A 21,973-nucleotide genomic window follows, 5' to 3' on the forward strand; every position below is an offset into this window, starting at 1 on the left:
TGCGCTTCGATACCGAACCACCCAACGTCGAAATACATGGCAGTGAAGGACTAGAGTGTTATTGCTCGCGCGGATGTCTGAACGCCACGTGTTTCTATCGTTATGGCACGTGAACAGACGCCCGTCCGTCCCCCCGGAATCGGCCCGGTGGAAGTCTGCGCCCGCTGCGGAGGCCCTGTCGACATGGCGCGCGTCCACCTGAAGTATCTGGCAAGCGGCGCTGTGAAAAAGGGTGCCATTCTCGACGTATTCGCTGTCGACTATGTTGCTGTTGTTTGCGACCAGTGCTCAAAGATGGTTCCAGCAGAGGCGCCGGAGGTTGCTGCGGTCCCAGCAAGCTTGATGGAGTAGTCGGCATCGGTCAGCGTAGCGCCCCTTGCAATCCAATGACCCATTGCAGGTTTGTGTCGGCAGATATGCGATGCCTGCCCGCAAATTATTGAAGCTTGTCGCCGGTTCGCTTACAGCGCCACTTGGCCCCGCACTCTCGAGTAAGACTCCCCCTGCAACTTACCTTTTGCTTCCGGACGGCGTCGCATTCCCGCGGTTGCCGCCAGACTTGGCGCCGGTAGTGCTTGGCCAGTTTCCGCCCGGAAACCCGTTGGGAGCACGGCCTCCGCCGGGGCTTCCAGCCTTCGAACACTGCCTGCGGATTGGTTGCTGCCAGATTGCCCACCTTTGCTACCGCTGCTTTTGCTCATAGTCCACCCCACAAATGCGTTGACCATCATCGGCGGAATCAGCATCCGCCTGACATACATCTAAGGTCATTGGCACCGTGCAGTCAAAGACGACCAGCCCGGATGCATCTCTCCGGCCGCTGCGGACCGGTCAGTCCGAGTGGGACGCTGGCGTGTAAATGGTGTTGCTTTACAGGCGATGGATTCCACGAACACCCATCTGCATGCATCAGGAAACAAGTTTGCGCCCACTTACATTGAGCGCAAAGCCGTTGCGCTGCTGTCGATTCTGCTTGCAGACGTCGCTGCCGACGTCGAGGTTGCGGCACGAGACGTAGGGATTTCTGACGCCAGTTTCATCCGCTTGCGCCGAGCGATAGACTGGGTTGCTTGCGCGCAATCGGTGCTGGAAACAATGAGGGCGAGGAGCGTGGGCGCGAGCGACGACAGGTGGGCGCTGCGGATGCGAGAGGCGGTGGAGTTGCTGGCAAGGGGGTGGCCGGAGGGCTATCCGGCTGGGGCGGTGGAGTGGCTCTTGTTGCAATAAATCGAATTGCGAGGACGGATGGTCGAGAACCGTTCCGTGACGACATTGATGACAAACTTTCACGCTTTCTCGGGGGTCGAGACCCCTCTGTGACACGCGAAAACAGGTTGGGGGCAAAGAAACGTTCCCGGCCCGCCTGACAAGGCAGCCCCGAAGTCTGACCCCTTGCTGGGAACGTTCCTAGCCAAGGACTAGGAACACATTCATTACTGGCGGACACGCGAATTTAGCATTGCGGTCCTTTTCTCTCCACCGTCACCGATTTCGCTAGATTTCGCGATTTGTCCACGTCTTCGGAATATTTGGGAGGTGCAGGTGCGGTTAGACCAGTCGCTCATAAATCGGAACTATTAATGTAAGCAGGCCCATAAGGTCCGCCAGACTTGATTGTCGTCCGACAGACTTAATTGTTTCCTATCATCGTCGTTGGCGGCACGGTGGCGGCCGGTGCCGCAGCTGTTGCGTGCGCCCCGGCAATTGGCGCAATCGCGAGCGCAGCAGGTCTCGGTGTTGGTGGTGGCACGCTGTCGGGTGCAGCGGCACAGCTCGGCTGGCCTCGCCGCGATTGGCGGTGGTAGCCTTGCGGCCGGTGGTGCTGGCGTCGCGGGTGGCACAGCGGTGGTCGGCAGCGCAGGCGCAGCGCTGGGCGCGGGTGCTTCGACCGGTATCGTGGCGGGTCTATCGTCGGACAAAGACGCCTAATCGTCGCATCGGGAAACGGGGCGTGGCGCCTGCCATGCCCCTTGTCGAAGCAGTACGCTACGCGCGCTGTGCCAGCAACTCGGTGGAGAGTTCCTCGAGCGCTGCGTTGTAGTTATCGACGGAGGCGCCCATGCGCTGCGGGATGCGGCCACCCGTGCTGAAATCCTTGTTCATGAAGGTGTCGCGCAACGTTACGACTTTCTCGAATGCGTTCAGGACGTCTTGATGCGGGGCGGCGTCGGCGGTCATCAGAACACGTAGACGTTCGGCTGCTTCGGGCTTGAGGTCCTTCAGGATGCTCTGGAACGTAAGGTTTGAGCTTTCCGAGAGGCCTTCAATCGGTTCCGGCGGTTCCAGCTTGAAGCTCATTTTGTGGTCTCCATCAACGAGTGGATGGCCATCCTCCCACAATATTTTTTTACTGCAAGCACTATTGACGTAACCGACAAATGGCGCGCGCAACTTGAGATTGCAGAGGGTTGTGGGGACAGACCGAGTACAGCAAAGGGATACGCCTGCATTCGGTACGGTGGACGGTTCGTTCGTATTCTTGCCAGGCGCCGACGAAGCCGGTTTGGCAGCTTTTTGATGCTGGTCAGCTTTGAGCGGTCCAATTCGAACTAAGCGAGCCCTGCATGAGGTGGCCTTTCTCAACTTCCCGTGGGATGTGCCGACACCAGCGGCCACGCCCGAGTGCCCTCTAGCCCGCCAAGCACCGAGGCCACGGCTGCGAGAGGCCTTGATGACAGAACTCGTCACAACGGCATCTTCCCCCAAATTCGGGCGGGAATGCCCGCGCGCGTCACCTAGTTGATAGCAGTGACGCCGCAGGCGAGGAATTTATTAGCGTAATCAAGCTAATTATATAGCGTTAAATGCGTAAATTGCCAAGTTTATGGTCCTGAAATTCGTGTAGATGCGAAATTTGTTGAATAAAAGAATTTTGTGAGCTAGATTTGGCCTGTGTTCGATGCTTTGTTCGCTGGCGAGGGTCGAAGCGGTGGCGAGTTTTTGACACTTGTTCCATTGGGCGTCGGTCTTGGTAGTCCGATTGGTATCAGAGTCGAGACATTTCTGGCGATGCTTGTGTCTGCAGGAGCACCGCGATGCACCAATACCTAGGATAGTTAGGATATCTAAATGGCTAAAAAAGCAATTGGTGAGTTGAAACTGCTGGGACCGTATACGCCCCCCGGAGAGCGCGCAATTATCGAAGATTTAACTGCGTATGAGTCTTACCGGAGGCCGATGACGGAGGGCTGGATAAAGAACATGGTCACCGATGCGGCGGCAAGAACAGATGCACAAACACGTGGCCTTGTCCGACAAATCCTGCTGATGCTTGAGTGTTTCTTGCAGATAACAGGATTGAAGCTTGTGCCAGCGGATTGGCAGCACAATCAGGTAGGTCTCGAGCTATTCTTGGGCGCCATTGCTTCGGATAAATTTTTCGATGCCACTATCCTTTGGCGACAAAGGATTACAAAGGCTGTCTTGGTTATTTTCGCAGCTTCGAAGATGAGCGTGGCTAAAAATTGGATTGCAGGTATAAAACCAAGTGTCCGTCGTCTCTCTGACGAACAGGATAAATTGAGGCAACGATTTGATGGTCTTAATCTAATCGAAGAGCGAGTGAATTATTGGATGAACTGGCCGAACACTAATTCATTGGGAATCACTACGTGGTTTGATTTGGCAATCATGTATGAGATTTTCGGCGCTGCTTACACGCACGAGTTTTACATTTGCTGTGCCGGTCATCACACCTCGATTGGTCCAGCCAAGATACCGTTACGGAGGCAGTTGCCGAAGTATATGGTTGCTCATCCTGACCTCACGCTTCAAGCCAGGTTTGACCAACATGCAAGCTATGATTTTTGGAAAGGACTGATAGTTTACTGTTTGGAAACTGATGTGCCGAGCAGGCAAGTTACAACCATCATCACCGATTGGCGGACCCAAGTATCGCGATTTTTTCTAGCGCTTGTGAAGGCAGGCCTGTTCGTCGAGCCGGTCGAAGGATTTCCAACTCCTCCACGGCATTTTGTTCCGCCCTCGGACACCCACATAAAAATCATAAACGGCGACAGTCAGCGACTGAAGAGCGTTACTCCATTTTCAACCGAACCGTTTTCAGATGAAGAAGCGTTAGAGAGGAAATCTGAAGAGGTTTTGACTGACCTCAGTCTGATTTCGAAATGGGCCGAAGCAAAGGCCGACCAGGTATGGCAAAACTATCAGCGAAGGATAATTTTGGCAGATGCAGGAATTCCGCATTTGTTGGGAGAACAGCACGACGGGCAAATAGCCTCGCTAAGCGTGTCGGAAAGGGAAACTCTTGCTAACAGGGCGGCTACGCTGCGGCACTACGGCTTCATCACAAGTCATGACTATCTAAATCAGGGTGGGATGAATCCCAAAGTTCTTCTGGGAGGGAGTAGGTCGGGTTTAGCGTACCAATTAGGACTGCCGACTTTGGAAGCAGTGATGCCCTTTATGGCACTGCTTGTAATTCGTCACCCTGAAATAACTGACGGATTCCTAGCGACACTCGAATTGTATGATAAACACGATTCGAGAGTTGGCTTTGGAACAAATCAAGCGGGATATTTTCTGCGCGGATTCAAGCGTAGACGTGGGAAAAAAAGGGCAGAGCAGAGAATAAAGATAGATATTGATTCGGCCAGAATAGTGTACAGGGTCCTTTGTGTTACCGCGATGTGCCGCCGCTATTTGCAGCATAAGGGAGACGACGCTTATCGATACATGTTTATAGCTTCCGGCCAAGGATTTGCCTATCCAACAAGATTCCACGCAGTCGCACATAAGCTATCCACAGCGCGAGGACAATCGAAGCAATTTATTGCCGATTTGCAAGAATTTTCCGGATGCACGCAGGAAAAGGCTTTAGCTATTGCATCGAACTTTAGCATGACAAAACTCAGGGCCCAAATTGTTATTGCAAACTATTTGAAAAGACAGGACACAGCTGAGGTAGCCCGCGCTTTAGGACATGTACGCTTCAGTTACAAGCAAATCATCAGATACATTCCATTGCCTTTGATGATGTTCTTTATGGAAAGATGGATAAGAATTCACCAAACCCGATTCATAGTAGAGGCACTGGCAAACAGCCCTTACAGATTAGAGGCAAGTGGATTTGAGACCGCGGCCGAGCTCGAGAGATTCATGACCAATCATTGTCTCAGCATTGACTTGGGAAACAACACATTTCCTGGCCAGTCTACAGAAACAATAGAGGAAATGAGTGGGGCGACCACACTCATCGGGATTGATGACTCCGTCATGACAATTTTTTGTAGCATAGCTCTGTCACAAACAAAAAGCTTGTCGAGAAAGATACGCCCGAGCGCTGAAATTTGGGTGGAAGTTTCTGGTCCGATAATTGAGCATATCGAATCAATTAAAGAGGCTCGACCTGATTTGTTCGCTTATCTTGAAACAGGACGAAAGGCGGCTGACGTCTCTCTAATAAACGAGGTCGTCTATGAGTAATCTTCCGGACAGCATCAGACAGTGGATTGAGGATAGTGTTGTTGACAAAGCGAATCGGCTCAGGTGTACACAGTTCTTGAAGTCTGAGTACACATCTCCAATCTGGGATTGCTTTTTCCCCGAAGGACGGAAATTTCAAATCGATTGGCGAGTGAGGCTGGCTGATGGCTCGCTTCTGACCGACCCCAAGAATTTCGAGCTTTGGGATGAGTTTCGGATGTTCCTGTGCGCGCAGGAGTATGCCGAGGAAAGCAAAAGTAGAGACAGATTTGGCATCACAGTTTACAACAACGTCCGTTGTGCAATGCGAGTGATAGATTATCTGTTGCTAAATGACGCGACTCTCAACCTGCATCTATACGCCCTGAGTGCTCTGACGGCTTCTGATATGAAGCGTATGCTTGCGAAGTTTGCCGGCTCGGGGGCGGTTGCCGATATATATGATTGGAATAAGCGCCTAAGTGATTACCTGCGGAAGCAATCCGAAACCATTACTTGGGAGGACATTTGTCAGACAGTTAAGCGAAACCGAAGGATTGTTGACATCGAGCTTCATACGGATGAGCAGGAACTGCCTTTGAATGAACAGGAGTTAATTTACTCTAGGTTGTGGTTGTTCCGGGAGGGCCTGTACGTCCGCGGGTCTTCCGGGCTGGAATACAGCGTGAAGCCCGACATGGTGGAACTCAGCTCTCGTCTCTACAGTGAGACTATCGCCGGAACAGTTAAGCGGAGAGTGCCACCGGAGCTATGTTGGGCGCGAAAGGAGACATACGAATGCGAGTATCCGCGAGCTCCGGTTCAAGCATCACCTCACGAAAATAATCAACCGGCGAGCGTCGCGATGCTCCGGATGTATTTTAGGGTCGCCAGACGGCTGCGAGATGTCGCCGGGGTAGGGAAAGTGATTCCCCGGGCGGCACTGCAGGAGCTTACCGGTGCAAGTCCTGAATTGTATATCGCTCAGATTTTGACAGGGCACTATGTGATTCCCGGTGTGGCTGATGTCAATTTCGCTTTTGAAAGAGCCGTAGATTTTTTCAAAAATGAAGTTGAACATATTTTCTCAAGCTTTTTGAGCGTCGCCCGTGCGAAATGCGGCGATAGCGTTGGTTGGAGAAAATTTCTAACTCCCTCTAAAATCAAAAAGTTCATAGGGAAAAAGACCCGAAAAAAAGGTGTGAGTGTTTGGAGTGTCGCTAGGGACTTCGGGAAAGCTTGGCCTGGCTTCATTAGTCAAAATGAACGGCGGCCAGCCTCGATGTTTTTTAAGAGTTTTAGAAACAATGAAGGATTGCTAGAACTCTTGCATGTCGCTATTGGAGCGTGCTTATTTATTGTGGGCGCAGTCAGTGGTCGTCGTCAGGGCGAGCTCAAAGATTTAGACCCTGCAACTTGTATAAACCCAAAACAACGATTGTTAAAATTTGCAAATCGGAAAACAGGATACAAAGGACATCGGCAAGTCATTGAGCGACCGATATCAAAGTTGGCAATTGACGTGATTAGCTGTATAAAAGATTTTCATGAAAAATTGTCGGCAATCGATGGAATGCCGAAGATGAAAGGTATTTTTGCCACATTTAGCGACGACGGGGAATGCATATTATCGCATTCAAGCATGAATCGGTTGCTGGATAGATTTTGCGATTACATTGAGATGCCACTCAACGAGGCGGGGCAACGAAAATACCTCCGACAGCATCAGCTAAGAAGATTCTTCGTGACTTCATATTTCATGCGACGCTCGGGGACGCTTGACGCACTGAGTTGGTATCTCGGACACGTCAATTATAAGCAGGTGGATGCATACATTGACTTCGATTTTTCTATCGAAGAGCGGGAGCGGGCACTGGTCCATGTTGCTGTGGAAGCTTTGAAGGCTTTGAATAATAGTCCCTTTGAGCGACTGCGTGCGGTGATTAAATCTAAATTCGGGTCTTCATCAGTGGTGGTTGACGAATCCGAGGCTGTGGAAATGTTTCTGTATTCGACTCGACATGAAAATGACGGCCGCATCATCGACGAGGTTTTGAAGTTTCCGGGAGAGAGGGAACTTGCCCTGCATGTCGTGCCGGGAGGTTAGGTTGAGCAAGCCGAGTGACTATGTAGAGCTGATTGCGCGCGAGCAGAGCTCAACTGGGCGCCTGCACAAGTTGCTAGACTTGGCTGAGAGGAAGTTCCCAGAGTTCAGGGATTGGCCCGGTCTACGGGTGGCAGTGAACTCTCAGGGGGAGCTTGCTAACTTCACGGACGACGCATTGCAGATAGCTTCCTGTAGCTTGAATACTTTGAAGAAGCGGGCCAACGGTGAGATTGGAGTTGGTTGGGAGTGCTTGGATTCGCTCCGAAGGAAAATCGACTGGAAGTTCCAAAAAGAAAGTTCGACTCGCGTTCGAGAGAGTCGGCCCGGCCGTGGTTCAAAAGCGGAGTTAGAGCTGAAGTTGAAGGAAATTCGAGACGATTATCGTCAACTTGAAAGTGATAACTGGCAGTTGGTAAAGGGCATCCGCGGGTTGTTGAAATTATTAGACAGCATCATAGAGCAATATCCTCTCGATGCTCTCAGCAAACAAGTTCAGACTGAGCGCGCGGAGGTGTTAGCGATGTTTGGCGTGCTAAACCAACCAAAAGTGGTTCGCAATGAGACGTCGGAAAGGCAGTGAGCATCGAGAGGACCGAGAACTCGTAGCTAAGTTACCGCGACACTTCCAATATTTCGCTAATTTGGACGTTGCCGGTAAATCTTGCTTCAATGAGTTGGAGAATGGGTCGTACGTAAATTGGCCTGATGGCAGATTGTGCTTCGAGGCAACTTCATATTTGCAGGAGCAGATTGCGTCGGGCAATGCGACCATTGTCCGAGGCGGGACAGTCAGGCTGAAAGCGTATAACGTGTCTCATCTGGTGCGATTTTGCTATCAGACGAACACTGATTTTATCGATATGAGCGACGCGAAGTTCACGATGTTCGCTAACAATATGCTGACCGAGTCGAAGGTTCCCGGAAATCTGCGCAGTGGTTTGCTGCGAGATGGGTCGGTACCTAGAAATATCTGCCGTGACGCATTGGATTTCTTGTCCCATGTGGGGAGTCTTCACGGGCGGCCGAATTTCGTAGCTGCAACAGGCACAATTAAGGCAGAAAAAGTCGTGCGCGTTGTAGCGATGCCGGATGGTGGTCCCACCAGGTTGCTCGTTTGCTGGAAGCATGAGGCGTTACCTGAACACGGGATTGTTCGAAGCAGAGGCGCAATTAGCGATATAAATATTAAGCGACTTACCGCTGCTGTCGGCGACGTGGTCGGAAACGGTAAATTTGCTGTCTACAGGAAGCGGCGACTTCATGTAATTCTTCGCCTGTCTCGCATCTTGGGTTGCCGGCGAACGGAGTTGCTAATGCTGCGAATAGTGGATTTCGAGAATGCCCGACGGATGGCGCGGCCGGTGTTGAAAGTCATTACACTGAAGAAAGGTAAACCAGCGACACGGAATGTAGAAATCAATCATGTGGAAATTAATGAAATTTTAAGCTTCGTTAGAATATTCCGTTCTGTCGTGGTTAAAGAGACGTGTGGCTCCGATATGGACGATGGGTTTCTGCTCGTCAGTGCGACCACGGGAAGGCAGTTGCAAGCTAATACGATTACGCAATTGATGCGCGAGCTTCGAAACTCAGCGGGCATCTCCGAGCAGGCATGCGTTCACATGCTCAGAGGGACCTTCATAGTCGAGCGGCTTACCGCTTTGATGGAGAAGCACAACGCGTTGAACAAAGATGATTTTCGTCGGATGATGATAAGTAAAGGAGTGATGTTGAAGGAGGTCATGAAGGAGACTGGGCAAACAAGCGTGAAGACCATCTTGCATTATTTGGATGGGGCAGAGGCTAAATTGGCCAACCTTCAAAAAACCAAGCAAAGTGTGCGGGTCGACATGCTCGGTGAGTCGCTCAAGGTGTGCGCTGAGCAGCACGAACTGAGAAAGGCTGAGGGTACGCCCGAGTTGGTCTCGTTCCGTATCTACCAGGCCTCAGTCGAAGCTGCTCGGCAGGACGCTACTGTGCTCGCCAACGAGGAGTAACTTGTAGTGCTCCGCTCGCGTCATAGCGGCGCGACGCGTCGACCCAGCGGGATGGCAGCGCCCGCAGCATATCTACGTTCAGCATCAAAGCTCACTGCGGTCCTCGCAGACTATTGACAATTGTCAACCCCCAGCTTGCCCCCAGACTTTATCTACTTCCTTTGGAATCAATGTCATAGAGGCGTTTGACAATGCAGTGCAAAAAGCAAACCCGGAAGCTCATCCAGAAACAACACGCCCAGATGCGCAAGCGTGATCTCGCCGGGTTGCGGTGGATTGTGTCCGCCGACCAGCGCCGCGGCGCTCGACGAATGGTGTGGCGCGCGAAACGGCCGCTGCCGCCACTGCGCCGGGCTGAAACCGGCGCGGCTGGCGGACAGCAGGGCGGCGGAGCTGAGCGCTTCGTCGTCGGTCATCGGCGGCAGCAGGCCCGGCAGACGGGCGGCGAGCATCGACTTGCCCGCGCCGGGCGGGCCGATCAGCAGCACGTGATGGCCGCCGGCCGCGGCCACTTCGAGCGCGCGCCGCGCGGCGCGCTGGCCGATCACGTCGGCCATGTCAGGAACGAGGGCGGGCGCGGCGTCCCCCAGGTCCGGCGCGGCCACAGGGGTGAGCCGCGCATCAGGTGTGTCCGTCAGATGTGCGCATAGCGAAGGCAGATCAGCGGCGCCGTAGACATCGACGCCGGGTACGAGCGCCGCTTCCGCCGCGCTGGACGCAGGGAGGTAGAGCTGTGGAGTGCGGTCTGGCGGCATGTGGACTGTCACCGGCTCGCTCGAAAGCGCTGAAAGCGAAGTCGCCGCAGCACCGCTTTGGGCACCGGCGCTGCGCGCGGTCCCGCAAGCCATCGCGAACGCGCCGCGCATCGGCCGCAGTGCGCCCGTCAGCGACAATTCGCCGGCAAACTCTCGATACAGCAAGGATTCAGCGGGAATCTGTCCGCTCGCGGCGAGTATCCCGAGCGCGATCGGCAAATCGAAGCGGCCGGATTCCTTGGGCAAATCGGCGGGAGCGAGATTGACGGTGATGCGCCGGACCGGGAAATCGAACCCGCAGTTTTGCAGCGCCGCGCGCACGCGCTCGCGGCTTTCGCGTACTTCCAGATCAGGAAGGCCGACGATCGAAAAAGAGGGTAAACCATTCGCGAGGTGAACCTCGACGGTTACTTCGGGCGCGCGGCCGGAGGCCGGCGCGCGACTGCGCACCACGGCAAGCGACATGTTTTCTCCCGTCGGACGGCGCGCGAAGGGCGCGCTCGAGTCCCCTAAAACGCTGATGACGTCACGGCTCGCTTGCCTGTGATGTGCAGCACGACGCAGCTAGTGCGCTGCGAGCAATGCGTGGTTACGGCGTTTGCGTCGTGACCGGCAGCTTCTGTTCGAGTTCGGCGACGCGGCGTTCCAGTTCTTCGAGGCGCGCGCGGGTGCGCACCAGTACCTGGGTCTGCGTATCGAATTCCTCGCGCGTGACCAGATCGAGTTTCGAAAAGCCCTGCGACAGCATGGCCTTGACGTTGCGTTCGACATCTTTGGCCGGCGAGTTCTTGAACAGCTCGCTCATGCGAGCCTGAAAGTCGTTAAAAACATCGTTAGGTTGTTTCATGGTGTTCCCCTTTGTGCACAAAAAATGTGCATATTTCGTTACGCCTGTGCCTAGTCGCTGCGCATGGGCAGTCTTGGTGCGTGCCGTCTTGCGCGCCGCCGCCGCATGAGCGCCTTTGGTGCGCGCCTGTGCGTCCAAGCCGTTCGGACACTCTAGCAACGATCCATACGCCGCGCCAGCGCGCGCGGCCATCGTTAGCCATCCGGCCAAGGCCGCTTGCGCCCTTGCGCGAAGCACGCGGGGCGCAGTCTGACACAACATGGCATGCGAGTTGCTGTTACTGCCCCGCGCGCACTGTCGGAAGCGTTCTCCCGGCAGTGAAACGAGACCACGCGAACGGGTTATGGGTACGCAAACGGGTTACGCAACGGGTTACGCAACTTAGCGAGGGATGTCATGAAACTCATTACCGCAATCATCAAGCCCTTCAAGCTCGATGAGGCGCGCGAAGCCTTGTCGGCCATCGGCGTCTCGGGCATCACCGTGACGGAAGTCAAGGGCTTCGGCCGGCAGAAGGGCCACACGGAGCTGTATCGGGGTGCTGAATATGTCGTCGACTTCCTGCCGAAGGTGAAGATCGAGGCGGCTGTCTCGGACGACATCGTCGACCAGGCGATCGAAGCGCTCGAACGCGCGGCACGCACCGGCAAGATCGGCGACGGCAAGATCTTCGTCACGCCGATCGAACAGGTGATACGCATTCGCACCGGCGAGACCGGCGCGGACGCTCTGTAATACGAAAAGATTGCGACACAGATAGCGACAAGAGGAAACGAAAGATGCGCAAATTATTGATGTCCCTGCTGATGGCCAGTTCGCTGCTCGCGGGCGGTATGGGCGCCGCCCTCGCGGACGACGCTTCCGCTCCTGCAGCCGCCTCGGCTCCCGACACGACGGCCAGCGCGCCGGCACCGGACGCTTCGGCTGCGCCCGCCGCTTCGGCGCCCGCTGCGGACGCTTCCGCCGCTGCGGCTGCCAGCGCGCCTGCTGCATCCGAGGCGGCACCGGCCGCCCCGACCGCGCCGTTCTCGGTCGATTCGTCGAAGATCAATTCGGGCGACACCGCCTGGATGCTGACCTCCACCGCGCTCGTGCTGTTCATGACGATTCCGGGTCTGGCGCTCTTCTACGGCGGCATGGTCCGCAAAAAGAGCGTGCTCGCGATCCTGATGCAAAGTTTCGCGATCACCTGCGTCGTGACGATCGTCTGGATCGTGGTGGGCTACAGCATTGCCTTCACACCGGGCGGCTCGTTCATCGGCGGCTTCTCGCGCGTCTTCATGGCGGGCATGAACTACGTCAAGGGGGACAAGGCCACGACGCTGACCGTCAGCCATCTGGCCCCGACGATCCCGGAAACGGTCTACTGCGTCTATCAGATGACGTTCGCGATCATCACCCCGGCGCTGATCACGGGCGCGTTTGCCGACCGTATGAAGTTCTCGGCGATGCTGGTGTTCATGACGCTGTGGTCGATCATCGTCTACTCGCCGATCGCTCACATGGTGTGGGAACCGAGCGGCTGGCTGGCTAGCGCGGGCATCCTCGACTTCGCGGGCGGCACGGTGGTGCACATCAACGCCGGTATCGCGGCGCTGGTCTGCGCGCTGGTGCTCGGCAAGCGTATCGGCTACGGCAAGGAAGCGATGGCGCCGCACAACCTGACGCTCACGCTGATCGGTGGCGCGATGCTGTGGGTGGGCTGGTTCGGCTTCAACGCGGGTTCGGCGGTGGCGGCTGACGGCCGTGCCGGTTTCGCGATGTTCGCAACTCAAGTGGCGACCGCGGCGGCGGCACTCGCCTGGATGTTCGCCGAATGGGCGGCCAAGGGTAAGCCGTCGGTGCTCGGTATCGTGTCGGGCGCGGTCGCGGGTCTGGTGGCGATCACGCCGGCTTCGGGCTTCGTCGGGACGCTCGGTGCGCTGGTGATCGGTATCGTGGCCGGCGTGGTCTGCTTCTGGTCGGCAACCTGGCTCAAGCACAAGCTCGGTTACGACGATTCGCTCGACGCGTTCGGCGTGCACTGCATCGGCGGGATCGTGGGTGCGCTGCTGACCGGTGTATTCGCGGTCAAGGACATCGGCGGCGCGGACGGCAGCGTGATTGTGCAAGCCAAGGGCGTGCTGACGACGCTGATCTACAGCGGCGTCGTGAGCTTCATCCTGCTGAAGGTCATCGACATGGTGATGGGCCTGCGCGTGACGGAAGAAGAGGAGCGCGAAGGCCTGGACGTGAGCCTGCATGGCGAGCACGTCGAATAAGGGACACTCCGCGAGCCCGCGCTCCCGGGCTCGCTGGATCACGGTGTAAGCACAGCAATTTGGCCCGCCTTCATGGCGGGCTTTTTTCTTGCTCGCTCTCTTGCAAGCGTCAGTTTTTCCTGCCTATCATCGCCATAGCGAGAATGCATTCGCGTCCGCTTGCGAATGGAGAAACCGTCCCCAAATGGACAAAGCATTTGCTCTACAATCTTTTTTCTCCAGTCTGCGAGTGATCAATGGTTCCGCACCTAGTTACGGCGTTAAACGGCCCGCTGCTCGATCTCGAGCGGAAGATCCTCGACGCCACACCCGCCATCGAACGCTGGTTCCGGCTCGAATGGCAGGAACACACGCCGCCGTTCTACTGTTCCGTCGATCTGCGTAACGCTGGTTTCAAGCTCGCGCCGGTCGACACCAATCTGTTCCCCGGCGCATTCAACAATTTGCCGCAGGAAGTCTTGCCGCTCGCGGTGCAGGCCGCGATGGCATCGATCGAGAAGATCTGCCCGGACGCGAAGAACCTGCTGGTGATCCCCGAGCGCCACACGCGCAACACGTTCTACCTGGAAAACGTCGCGCGTCTGGCCGCGATCATGCGCCAGGCCGGTTTGAACGTGCGTTTCGGGACGCTCGACGAAAGCATCAATGGTCCGGTCACGATCGCGCTGTCGGACGGCCAGAAGCTCGTGCTCGAACCGCTCGAGCGTTCGCAGCGTCGCCTCGGCCTGAAGAATTTCGACCCGTGCTCGATCCTGCTGAACAACGATCTGTCGGGCGGCATTCCGCCCGTGCTCGAAAATCTGCACGAGCAGTACCTGCTGCCGCCGTTGCATGCGGGCTGGGCGGTGCGCCGCAAATCGACGCATTTCTCCTGTTATGACGACGTGGCGAAGAAGTTCGCGAAGATGGTCGAGATCGATCCGTGGATGATCAACCCGTACTTCGCGCACGTCGAAGGCGTCGATTTCCAGGAGCGCACCGGCGAGCAGGCGCTGGCCGACGCGATCGACGGCGTCCTCAAGAAGATCGCCAAGAAGTATCGCGAGTACGGCATCTCCGAGAAACCGTATGTCGTCATCAAGTCGGACGCGGGCACTTATGGCATGGGTGTGATGACCGTGCACGACGCATCCGAAGTGGCCGCGCTCACCAAGCGCGAACGCGCGAAGATGGCGGCCACCAAAGACGGCCTCGAAGTGCACGACGTGATCGTGCAGGAAGGCGTGTACACCTTCGAGCGCATTGGTGAAGAAGTCGCCGAACCGGTCGTCTATATGATCGACCGCTACGTGGTGGGCGGCTTCTACCGCGTGCACGGCAGCCGCGAGCGCGACCAGAATCTGAACGCGCCCGGCATGCACTTCGTGCCGCTCGGCTTCGAGCATACGGCGCTGCCCGACGCGCACGCCAAGCCCGGCGCGGCGCCGCCGAACCGCTTCTACATGTACGGCGTGGTGGCGCGGCTCGGATTGCTGGCCGCATCGGTCGAACTGGAAAAGACCGATCCGGAAGCGATCCAGGTCTAAGCCACCCGAGGTGGTCGATGGCGGCATGCGTGCCGCCATCGCCATTTTCAACGACTATATTTACGATCAATGCCAAGCCCGTCAGGGCGCAACGGGACCTTCATGGATATTCTTTTCATCGCCGATCCGCTCACGCAGTTCAGGATCTACAAAGACTCGACCTATTCGATGATGGCGGAAGCGGCGCGCCGCGGCCACGTGGTGTACACGTGCGAGCCGAAGCATCTGGCGTGGACGGGCGGCGACGTCGAAGCGAACGTGCAGCGTGTGGCGATCGTCGGCGACGTGACCGACCTGCATCGCGACGTCTGGTACGCCGCCGACCCGGCCGCGCCACGCGCGTTGAAGAGCTTCACCGCGGTCGTGATGCGCAAGGACCCGCCGTTCGACATGGAGTACGTGACGTCGACGTGGCTGCTCGAATTGGCCGAGCGCGGCGGCGCGCGCATCTTCAACAAGCCGCAGGCGATTCGCGATCATTCGGAAAAGCTGGCGATCGGCGAGTTCGCGCAATTCGTCACGCCCACACTGGTCACGCGCGACGCGAGCCGTTTGCGCGCGTTCCATGAGCAGCACGGCGACGTGATCCTCAAGCCGCTCGACGGCATGGGCGGCATGGGCGTGTTTCGCGTGAAGGCCGACGGCATGAACCTTGGCTCGATCATCGAAATGTTGAGCCACGACGGCGGGCGTTCGGTGATGGCGCAGAAGTTCATCCCCGAGATCAAGGAGGGCGATAAGCGCATTTTGCTGATTGGCGGCGAAGCCGTGCCGTATTCGCTCGCGCGTATTCCTCAGGGGAATGAAGTGCGCGGCAACCTCGCGGCCGGCGGGCTGGGCGTTGCGCGCCCGCTCACCGAGCATGATCGCAAGATCGCCGCCACGCTCGCGCCGGTGCTCGCCGCGCGCGGTTTGTTGCTGGTCGGGCTGGATGCGATCGGCGACTGGCTGACCGAAGTCAACGTGACGAGCCCGACGTGTTTCCGCGAGATCATGGATCAGACCGGCTTCGACGTGGCCGCGATGTTCATCGACGCGCTGGAGCGCGCGGCGGCTTGAAGCGCGCCCCTTGAATGCCCGCCGGAGCGCCCAACCTGTGTAGTGAATCCAGTCAATCCGCGGCGAGCGCGGCGCCGGATTTGGCGGGAAAATGAGCCTGATACAATGCCCGCTCTTCCGCGCCAAGCCGGATCGATGCCTTGTGACGGGCGTCGGCGGCACGAATCGCGGAAGTTGAACGAGCAGGGCTTCGCCGGCGCCGGCATCGCGCCATGCGTCGGCAGTCGCTCGTCAAAGGGTGCGTTCCGGCTCTCGTGACCCACGGCCGGTCGAGGGCGCTGACGAATCGGGCTTTGTCCCGGTCCACGGTTCGAGGCCGTTCTTTTGCAGTAAGGCTGACATGGCAGGCATTCTGATCATTGCGCACGCTCCATTCGCCACCGCGTTGCGCGATTGTATTTCGCACATCTATGGCGGCTTGCCGGCTCGCATCGGCGTGATGGACGTATCGCCCGATTGCGAACCGACGGAAATGGTTGCGTTCGCTCATTCGGAAATCGAGCGGCTGAAGGAAGAGAACGGCGCGCTCGTGCTCACGGACATGTTCGGCGCGACCCCCGCGAATATCGCAGGCCGGCTCGCCACGGTGCCGAATGTGCGCGTGCTATGCGGCGTCAATTTGCCGATGCTGGTGCGCGCGGTGTGTTATCGCGCGACGCCGCTCGACACGCTGGTCGACAAGGCGCTCGCCGGCGCGACCAAGGGCGTGCATGCGATCGGACCCGCGACCCCGGCGTCCGTCACGCCCATGCCAGCGTCCTGCGACTGCTCGCAGGCGTTGCCACCGGATGCAGCGCCCGGCGACTGTCTGCCCGCATTGCCGGCCGACGCCGACCTGACCCAGAAGACCGACGCGGCCGGTCTGTAAGCGGACCGCGCGTCGCTTAGCGGTTCAAACGCATTGCAACTGCTTTGCAGTTTCACCTTTCACAACACATTTACCCGCGTTCTGGACATCACATGCTGCAACAGGAAACGACTATTGTGAACAAGCTGGGGCTGCACGCGCGTGCGTCGGCCAAGTTGACGCAACTCGCGGGCAACTACCAGGCGGAAATCTGGATGAGCCGCAATGGCCGCCGCATCAATGCCAAAAGTATCATGGGTGTGATGATGCTGGCCGCGGGCATCGGCAGCACGGTGCTGATCGAAACGGAAGGCACTGACGAAAAGGAAGCGATGGAAGGATTGTTGAAACTGATTGCCGATAAATTCGGCGAGGGGCAGTGAAGTCGGGCGTGCACATTGCAATGAGCACCAACGCCGCGGTTGTCCGCGGCGTTTTTTTTAGCGCGCGACAATAGCAGATCACCACACACTACTCGCGTCACCGGAACGAAAAACGACTGAAGGCGGGTCGTCGTGTTGATTACGTTAATTCGTGCTGCGCTGCACACACTCGTGACACTCGCGCGGAGGGCGCGGAATTTATAATAACGACGACAGTCTGAGAGCATTGCAGCGGTTTGCCGCGGCATCACACAACTAGAGGAGGTGCGCGTGTCCTTCACGCTGCATGGAATTCCCGTGTCACGCGGTATCGCCATTGGGCGGGCCTATCTGATCGCCCCGGCCGCACTTGACGTAGACCACTATCTGATCGAACCCGCCCAGATCGACGGGGAGGTGGAGCGCTTTCGCGCGGCCCAGCAACACGTGCATCGGGAACTCCACACGCTGCGCGCCGATCTCGCCGCGGACGCGCCGAGCGAAATGGGCGCGTTCATCGACGTTCATTCAATGATCCTGAACGATGCGATGCTCGTGCAGGAGACCATCGACCTGATCCGCACGCGCCGCTACAACGTGGAGTGGGCGCTGACCGAACAGCTGGAGCGACTGTCGCGCCATTTCGACGATATCGAAGACGAATATCTGCGCGAGCGCAAAGCCGACATCGAGCAAGTGGTGGAGCGCGTGCTGAAGGCGCTCGCGGGGGCCTCGGCTACGCTCGCGGTCGGCGTGCACGGCGCATGCGACGAGATGATCGTGGTCGCGCACGACATCGCCCCCGCCGACATGATGCAGTTCAAGACGCAGACGTTTCAGGGCTTCGTCACGGATCTCGGCGGCCGCACGTCGCATACGGCGATCGTCGCGCGCAGCCTGGGCATTCCGGCCGCGGTCGGCGTGCAGCATGCGAGCGTGTTGATCCGTCAGGACGACCTGATCATTGTCGACGGCGATCACGGCATCGTGATCGTCGATCCCGCGCCGATCGTGCTGGAGGAATACTCGTACCGTCAAAGCGAAAAGGAACTGGAGCAGCGCAAGCTGCAGCGCCTGAAATTCTCGCCGACGCAAACGCTGTGCGGCACCCGCATCGAGTTGTGCGCGAACATCGAGCTGCCGGACGACGCGCGCGCGGCGGTCAACTCGGGGGCGACCGGTGTCGGCCTGTTCCGCACCGAGTTTCTGTTCATGAATCACAAGCACCGCCTGCCCGAAGAGGAAGAGCAGTTCGACGCGTACCGTCGGGCGGTCGAGTTGATGAACGGGTTGCCGGTCACGATCCGCACGATCGACGTCGGCGCCGACAAGCCGCTCGATTCGATGGGCGGAGGCGACGGCTACGAGACCGCCGCGAATCCCGCGTTGGGGCTCAGGGCGATTCGCTGGAGCCTGTCGGAGCCGCAGATGTTCCTCACGCAATTGCGCGCGATTCTGCGTGCGTCGGCGTTCGGCAAGGTGAAGATTCTGATTCCGATGCTCGCGCATGCGCAGGAAATCGACCAGACGCTCGACCTGATTCGCGAAGCCAAGCGTCAGCTCGACGACGCGGGTATTACCTACGATCCGAACGTGCAGGTCGGCGCGATGATCGAGATTCCGGCTGCCGCCATTGCGTTGCCGCTGTTCCTGAAGCGGCTCGATTTCCTGTCGATCGGCACCAACGACCTGATCCAGTACACGCTGGCAATCGATCGCGCGGACAACTCGGTGGCGCATCTGTACGACCCATTGCACCCGGCGGTGCTGCATCTGATCGCCTTCACGCTGCGCGAGGCGAAGCGCGCGGGCGTGCCGGTGTCGGTGTGCGGCGAGATGGCGGGGGATCCGGCGTTGACGCGTCTGTTGCTCGGCATGGGCCTGACCGAGTTTTCGATGCATCCGAGCCAGTTGCTGGAGGTCAAGCAGGAGGTGCTGCGTTCGCATCTGAAGACGCTGGAGAAGCCGGTGGCCGATGTGCTCGCTTCTTTCGAACCGGAAGAGGTGCAGGCCGCGCTCAAGCGAGTCGCGGAGGCCTGAAGCGTCGCTAGCCGGGCGCGTGGTCCCAATGAGAAACGCCGCCCTCGTGGGCGGCGTTTTCCGTTCAGCCTTGCTTCAGCGCGGGCATCAAGTCCGATGCGGCTCGCCGCACACCGGGCAATCCGGCTGGCGCCCGATGCGCATCGTGTTCCATTCCATCCGCAGCGAATCGAGCATCATCAGACGGCCCCGCAAGGGCGTGCCGATTCCCCCAATCACCTTGAGCGCTTCCGCGGCCTGCATCGAACCGATGATGCCGACGGTCGGCGCGAACACACCCATCGTCGAGCACGCGACTTCTTCGAACGGCTGGTCTTCGGGGAACACGCACGCGTAGCAGGGCGACGCTTCATCGCGGAAATCGAACGTGCTGATCTGGCCGTCGAAACGCAACGCCGCACCCGATACCAACGGCACGCGATGCTTCACGCACGCGCGGTTGATCGCGTGACGTGTCGCGAAGTTGTCGGTGCAATCGAGCACGACGGTCGCATGGGGCACCTCGCGATCGAGCCAAACATCGTCGACGCGCTCGGCTACCGCGTTCACCACCACCTCGGGATTGATCTGCGCGATCGCGTCGCGCCCGGAGTCCACCTTCCGGCGCCCGACCGACGCGCTCACATGCAGGATCTGCCGCTGCAGGTTGGTCAGGTCGACCGTATCGGCGTCGACCAGGGTCAGACGACCGACGCCTGCCGCCGCGAGGTACAGGGCGGCGGGGGAACCCAGACCGCCCGCGCCCACGATGATCGCGTGCGCGTCGAGAAAACGCTGCTGCGCCTCGATGCCGATTTCGTCGACCAGGATGTGGCGGGAATAGCGGAGGAGTTGATCGTCATTCATGGCGGGGCGCGGGAGTGTGTCGCGCAATGGGGCGCAGACCTGCTGGCTGCAACGCGCGGTTCGTGGCTGTTATTTTAGTCGCGCGAAGGGTGCGGCTCGCTGCAAGTCCTGCGGCGAGTCTTCGCGGCACGATTCGCCGTGAAGACTCGCGAGGGTTGCTGCTTACTTGCCTTGCGTCGCCGGAGCCGAGCCAGCCGCCGGAACTGCCGCCGGGGCCGTGCCCGATGCACCCGGAACCGGTTGCGTCGGCTTGACCGCGACCGGCGCGGATGCCGACGTGCCCGGCTTGTTCTGCGCGAGACGACGCTCGGTCAGCGACTTCGATTCCTGCACCGGCTTGCCTTCGAGCTTGTCCAGTGCCTGTTGCATCATGAAGTCGTCGTTCGAGCCGAATTCCACCGGCTTGCGCTCACGATCCTTCTGACGCTGTTCCGGTGTCTTCTTGTCGTTCTGCTCTTCTAGCTGGCGCAACTGGTCCATGCGTTCCTGTTCGCGCTGTTCCGCTTCCTTCTTCTCGTTCGGGTCTTGCGTGTTCGCAAGGTGATTCGAGTAGTCGACTTCGCGGGTCACGAGCGCGTCGTCCGGATCGCCTTCCGCGTACTGATCGACCGGAATGTCGGGGCGAATGCCCTTGTTCTGGATCGAACGGCCGCTCGGCGTGTAGTAGTACGCGGTGGTCAGGCGCAGCGCGGTGTCCGCCGTCATGGGGCGCACGGTTTGCACCGAACCCTTGCCGAAGGTGGTCTTGCCGAGGATCAGCGCACGATGCTGGTCCTGCAGCGCGCCCGCGACGATTTCCGACGCCGACGCCGAATACGCGTTGGTCAGCACGACCATCGGCACGGTCTTGAAGATTGCCGGGATGTCCTTCAGCGGATCGTTGTCGAAGGACTGCAGGCGGTAGTTGTCGTAGGTGTCGCGATAGACCTGCTTCGAATCGGGAATCTGGCCGTTGGTGGACACCACCACCGAATTCGGCGGCAGGAACGCGCCGGCCACGCCGACCGCGCTTTGCAGCAGACCGCCGCCGTTGTTGCGCAGATCGAGGATGAGCCCCTTCAGGTTCGGCTCCTGACGCGCAATGTCTTGCAGCTTGGCGGCCAGATCAGGCGTGGTGCGTTCCTGGAAGCTGGTGACGCGGACATATGCGAATCCCGGCGCAATGACCTTGCCTCTGACCGACTGGACCTTGATGATCGCGCGCGTCACCGTGAGCGGGAACGTGCGGTCGTCGGACTTGCGGAAGATCGTGAGCGTGACCTTGGTGCCCGGCTCGCCGCGCATCTGCTTGACCGCCTGGTCGAGCGTCATGCCGCGTACGGGCTTGTCGTTGATGCGGGTGATCAGGTCGCCCGGACGGATGCCGGCGCGGAACGCGGGCGTGTCTTCGATCGGCGAAATCACCTTGATCAGGCCGTCTTCCGATGAAATCTCGATACCCAGACCCGCGAAGCGACCCTTGGTCTGCTCCTGGAGTTCCTCGTAATCGGTCTTGTCGAGATACGACGAGTGCGGGTCGAGGCTCGACACCATGCCCTTGATCGCGGCGGTGAGGAGCTTTTTGTCGTCGACCGGTTCGACGTATTCGTGCTTGATTTGTCCGAACACTTCGGCAAAGAGCCTGAGCTGGTCTAGCGGCAGAGGTGCGGCGGCGCTAGCGGGTTGCTGGGCCGAGGCGGATAGTTGCAGGGTGGCAAATGCACCGGTAGCAAGGCCCGCGGCAATCAGGCCGATATTTTTCAGGTTCTTTCGCATAGAGTCTGTTGCGGTCGGAAGCGCGTGGCAGCGTCGGTTGAGATTGGACGGACAAGTATAACTGCACACCCGCCCAGTCAGGGGGCAGGGCGGACAATCGTGATTCGACAGTACGAACCGGAGCTGGTTCGTGCGATGGGGCACGCG

At 58.4% G+C, this 21,973-nt stretch carries 16 protein-coding genes and 1 pseudogene; 12 read left to right on the forward strand and 5 right to left on the reverse strand.

Annotated features, from left to right (window positions below; all coding sequences use genetic code 11):
* Window positions 1-879 precede the first annotated feature (879 nt).
* Window positions 880-1,227, forward strand: coding sequence for a hypothetical protein (locus tag PQR02_RS35525; protein WP_408242569.1), 348 nt, complete (start codon window positions 880-882; stop codon window positions 1,225-1,227).
* 759 nt (window positions 1,228-1,986) lie between these two features.
* On the opposite strand, the gene PQR02_RS35530 is transcribed toward PQR02_RS35525, so the two are convergent.
* Entirely contained in the window at window positions 1,987-2,298 is a 312-nt protein-coding gene (locus PQR02_RS35530; protein WP_408242570.1) for a hypothetical protein, read from the reverse strand.
* Window positions 2,299-3,069: 771 nt separating this feature from the next.
* On the opposite strand from PQR02_RS35530, the gene PQR02_RS35535 reads away from it, so the two are divergent.
* The 4 genes from PQR02_RS35535 (at window position 3,070) to PQR02_RS35550 (ending at window position 9,528) form a co-directional block, all read left to right on the forward strand.
* The gene (locus PQR02_RS35535; protein WP_408242571.1) at window positions 3,070-5,445 is read left to right on the forward strand and encodes a hypothetical protein; all 2,376 of its coding nucleotides are present in this window, start codon (window positions 3,070-3,072) and stop codon (window positions 5,443-5,445) included.
* The gene (locus PQR02_RS35540; protein WP_408242572.1) at window positions 5,438-7,531 is read left to right on the forward strand and encodes a site-specific integrase; all 2,094 of its coding nucleotides are present in this window, start codon (window positions 5,438-5,440) and stop codon (window positions 7,529-7,531) included. The genes PQR02_RS35535 and PQR02_RS35540 overlap by 8 nt, the downstream gene beginning before the upstream one ends.
* Window position 7,532: 1 nt before the next feature.
* Window positions 7,533-8,111 carry a hypothetical protein gene (locus PQR02_RS35545; protein ID WP_408242573.1) on the forward strand — a complete coding sequence of 193 codons (579 nt, stop codon included), beginning with the start codon at window positions 7,533-7,535 and terminating at the stop codon, window positions 8,109-8,111.
* 229 nt (window positions 8,112-8,340) lie between these two features.
* The gene (locus tag PQR02_RS35550; RefSeq protein ID WP_408242574.1) at window positions 8,341-9,528 is read left to right on the forward strand and encodes a site-specific integrase; all 1,188 of its coding nucleotides are present in this window, start codon (window positions 8,341-8,343) and stop codon (window positions 9,526-9,528) included.
* 212 nt (window positions 9,529-9,740) lie between these two features.
* Here the strand turns inward: PQR02_RS35550 and PQR02_RS35555 are convergent.
* A pseudogene (locus PQR02_RS35555) lies at window positions 9,741-10,748 on the reverse strand (YifB family Mg chelatase-like AAA ATPase); the annotation flags it as partial.
* 124 nt (window positions 10,749-10,872) lie between these two features.
* Window positions 10,873-11,130, reverse strand: a complete 258-nt coding sequence (locus tag PQR02_RS35560) for an accessory factor UbiK family protein (protein ID WP_154564624.1) — start codon at window positions 11,128-11,130, stop codon at window positions 10,873-10,875.
* 396 nt (window positions 11,131-11,526) lie between these two features.
* Here PQR02_RS35560 and PQR02_RS35565 point away from each other — a divergent pair, with 396 nt between their 5' ends.
* The 7 genes from PQR02_RS35565 (at window position 11,527) to ptsP (ending at window position 19,225) form a co-directional block, all read left to right on the forward strand.
* Window positions 11,527-11,865 carry a P-II family nitrogen regulator gene (locus PQR02_RS35565; protein WP_006048089.1) on the forward strand — a complete coding sequence of 113 codons (339 nt, stop codon included), beginning with the start codon at window positions 11,527-11,529 and terminating at the stop codon, window positions 11,863-11,865.
* Window positions 11,866-11,909: 44 nt separating this feature from the next.
* Complete coding sequence (locus PQR02_RS35570; protein WP_408242575.1) at window positions 11,910-13,391, forward strand: ammonium transporter; 1,482 nt, start codon at window positions 11,910-11,912, stop codon at window positions 13,389-13,391.
* Window positions 13,392-13,627: 236 nt separating this feature from the next.
* A complete protein-coding gene (gene gshA / locus PQR02_RS35575) occupies window positions 13,628-14,917 on the forward strand; it encodes a glutamate--cysteine ligase (protein WP_408242576.1) in 1,290 nt (429 codons plus the stop codon).
* A gap of 102 nt (window positions 14,918-15,019) precedes the next feature.
* The gene (gene gshB / locus PQR02_RS35580; protein WP_408242577.1) at window positions 15,020-15,976 is read left to right on the forward strand and encodes a glutathione synthase; all 957 of its coding nucleotides are present in this window, start codon (window positions 15,020-15,022) and stop codon (window positions 15,974-15,976) included.
* Window positions 15,977-16,316: 340 nt separating this feature from the next.
* Window positions 16,317-16,844, forward strand: coding sequence for a PTS sugar transporter subunit IIA (locus tag PQR02_RS35585; RefSeq protein ID WP_408242578.1), 528 nt, complete (start codon window positions 16,317-16,319; stop codon window positions 16,842-16,844).
* A gap of 92 nt (window positions 16,845-16,936) precedes the next feature.
* Window positions 16,937-17,206, forward strand: coding sequence for an HPr family phosphocarrier protein (locus PQR02_RS35590; RefSeq protein WP_408242579.1), 270 nt, complete (start codon window positions 16,937-16,939; stop codon window positions 17,204-17,206).
* 270 nt (window positions 17,207-17,476) lie between these two features.
* Window positions 17,477-19,225, forward strand: a complete 1,749-nt coding sequence (gene ptsP / locus PQR02_RS35595; protein ID WP_408242580.1) for a phosphoenolpyruvate--protein phosphotransferase — start codon at window positions 17,477-17,479, stop codon at window positions 19,223-19,225.
* A gap of 87 nt (window positions 19,226-19,312) precedes the next feature.
* Here the strand turns inward: ptsP and PQR02_RS35600 are convergent, their stop codons facing one another.
* Together PQR02_RS35600 and PQR02_RS35605 are read right to left on the reverse strand one after the other, a co-directional pair.
* Window positions 19,313-20,071, reverse strand: a complete 759-nt coding sequence (locus tag PQR02_RS35600) for a HesA/MoeB/ThiF family protein (protein ID WP_408242581.1) — start codon at window positions 20,069-20,071, stop codon at window positions 19,313-19,315.
* Between the two features lie 162 nt (window positions 20,072-20,233).
* The gene (locus PQR02_RS35605; RefSeq protein ID WP_408242582.1) at window positions 20,234-21,826 is read right to left on the reverse strand and encodes a S41 family peptidase; all 1,593 of its coding nucleotides are present in this window, start codon (window positions 21,824-21,826) and stop codon (window positions 20,234-20,236) included.
* Window positions 21,827-21,973 lie beyond the last annotated feature (147 nt).

The organism is Paraburkholderia sediminicola, assembly GCF_046026895.1.
Lineage (GTDB): Bacteria > Pseudomonadota > Gammaproteobacteria > Burkholderiales > Burkholderiaceae > Paraburkholderia > Paraburkholderia sediminicola_C.

Excerpts from the sequence above, each read along its gene's own strand:
- PQR02_RS35525 (WP_408242569.1), top strand. The coding sequence starts at position 880 with ATGGATTCCACGAACACCCATCTGCATGCATCAGGAAACAAGTTTGCG.
- PQR02_RS35530 (WP_408242570.1), bottom strand. The coding sequence starts at position 2,298 with ATGAGCTTCAAGCTGGAACCGCCGGAACCGATTGAAGGCCTCTCGGAA.
- PQR02_RS35535 (WP_408242571.1), top strand. The coding sequence starts at position 3,070 with ATGGCTAAAAAAGCAATTGGTGAGTTGAAACTGCTGGGACCGTATACG.
- PQR02_RS35540 (WP_408242572.1), top strand. The coding sequence starts at position 5,438 with ATGAGTAATCTTCCGGACAGCATCAGACAGTGGATTGAGGATAGTGTT.
- PQR02_RS35560 (WP_154564624.1), bottom strand. The coding sequence starts at position 11,130 with ATGAAACAACCTAACGATGTTTTTAACGACTTTCAGGCTCGCATGAGC.
- PQR02_RS35565 (WP_006048089.1), top strand. The coding sequence starts at position 11,527 with ATGAAACTCATTACCGCAATCATCAAGCCCTTCAAGCTCGATGAGGCG.
- PQR02_RS35570 (WP_408242575.1), top strand. The coding sequence starts at position 11,910 with ATGCGCAAATTATTGATGTCCCTGCTGATGGCCAGTTCGCTGCTCGCG.
- gshA (WP_408242576.1), top strand. The coding sequence starts at position 13,628 with ATGGTTCCGCACCTAGTTACGGCGTTAAACGGCCCGCTGCTCGATCTC.
- gshB (WP_408242577.1), top strand. The coding sequence starts at position 15,020 with ATGGATATTCTTTTCATCGCCGATCCGCTCACGCAGTTCAGGATCTAC.
- PQR02_RS35585 (WP_408242578.1), top strand. The coding sequence starts at position 16,317 with ATGGCAGGCATTCTGATCATTGCGCACGCTCCATTCGCCACCGCGTTG.
- PQR02_RS35590 (WP_408242579.1), top strand. The coding sequence starts at position 16,937 with ATGCTGCAACAGGAAACGACTATTGTGAACAAGCTGGGGCTGCACGCG.
- PQR02_RS35600 (WP_408242581.1), bottom strand. The coding sequence starts at position 20,071 with ATGAATGACGATCAACTCCTCCGCTATTCCCGCCACATCCTGGTCGAC.
- PQR02_RS35605 (WP_408242582.1), bottom strand. The coding sequence starts at position 21,826 with ATGCGAAAGAACCTGAAAAATATCGGCCTGATTGCCGCGGGCCTTGCT.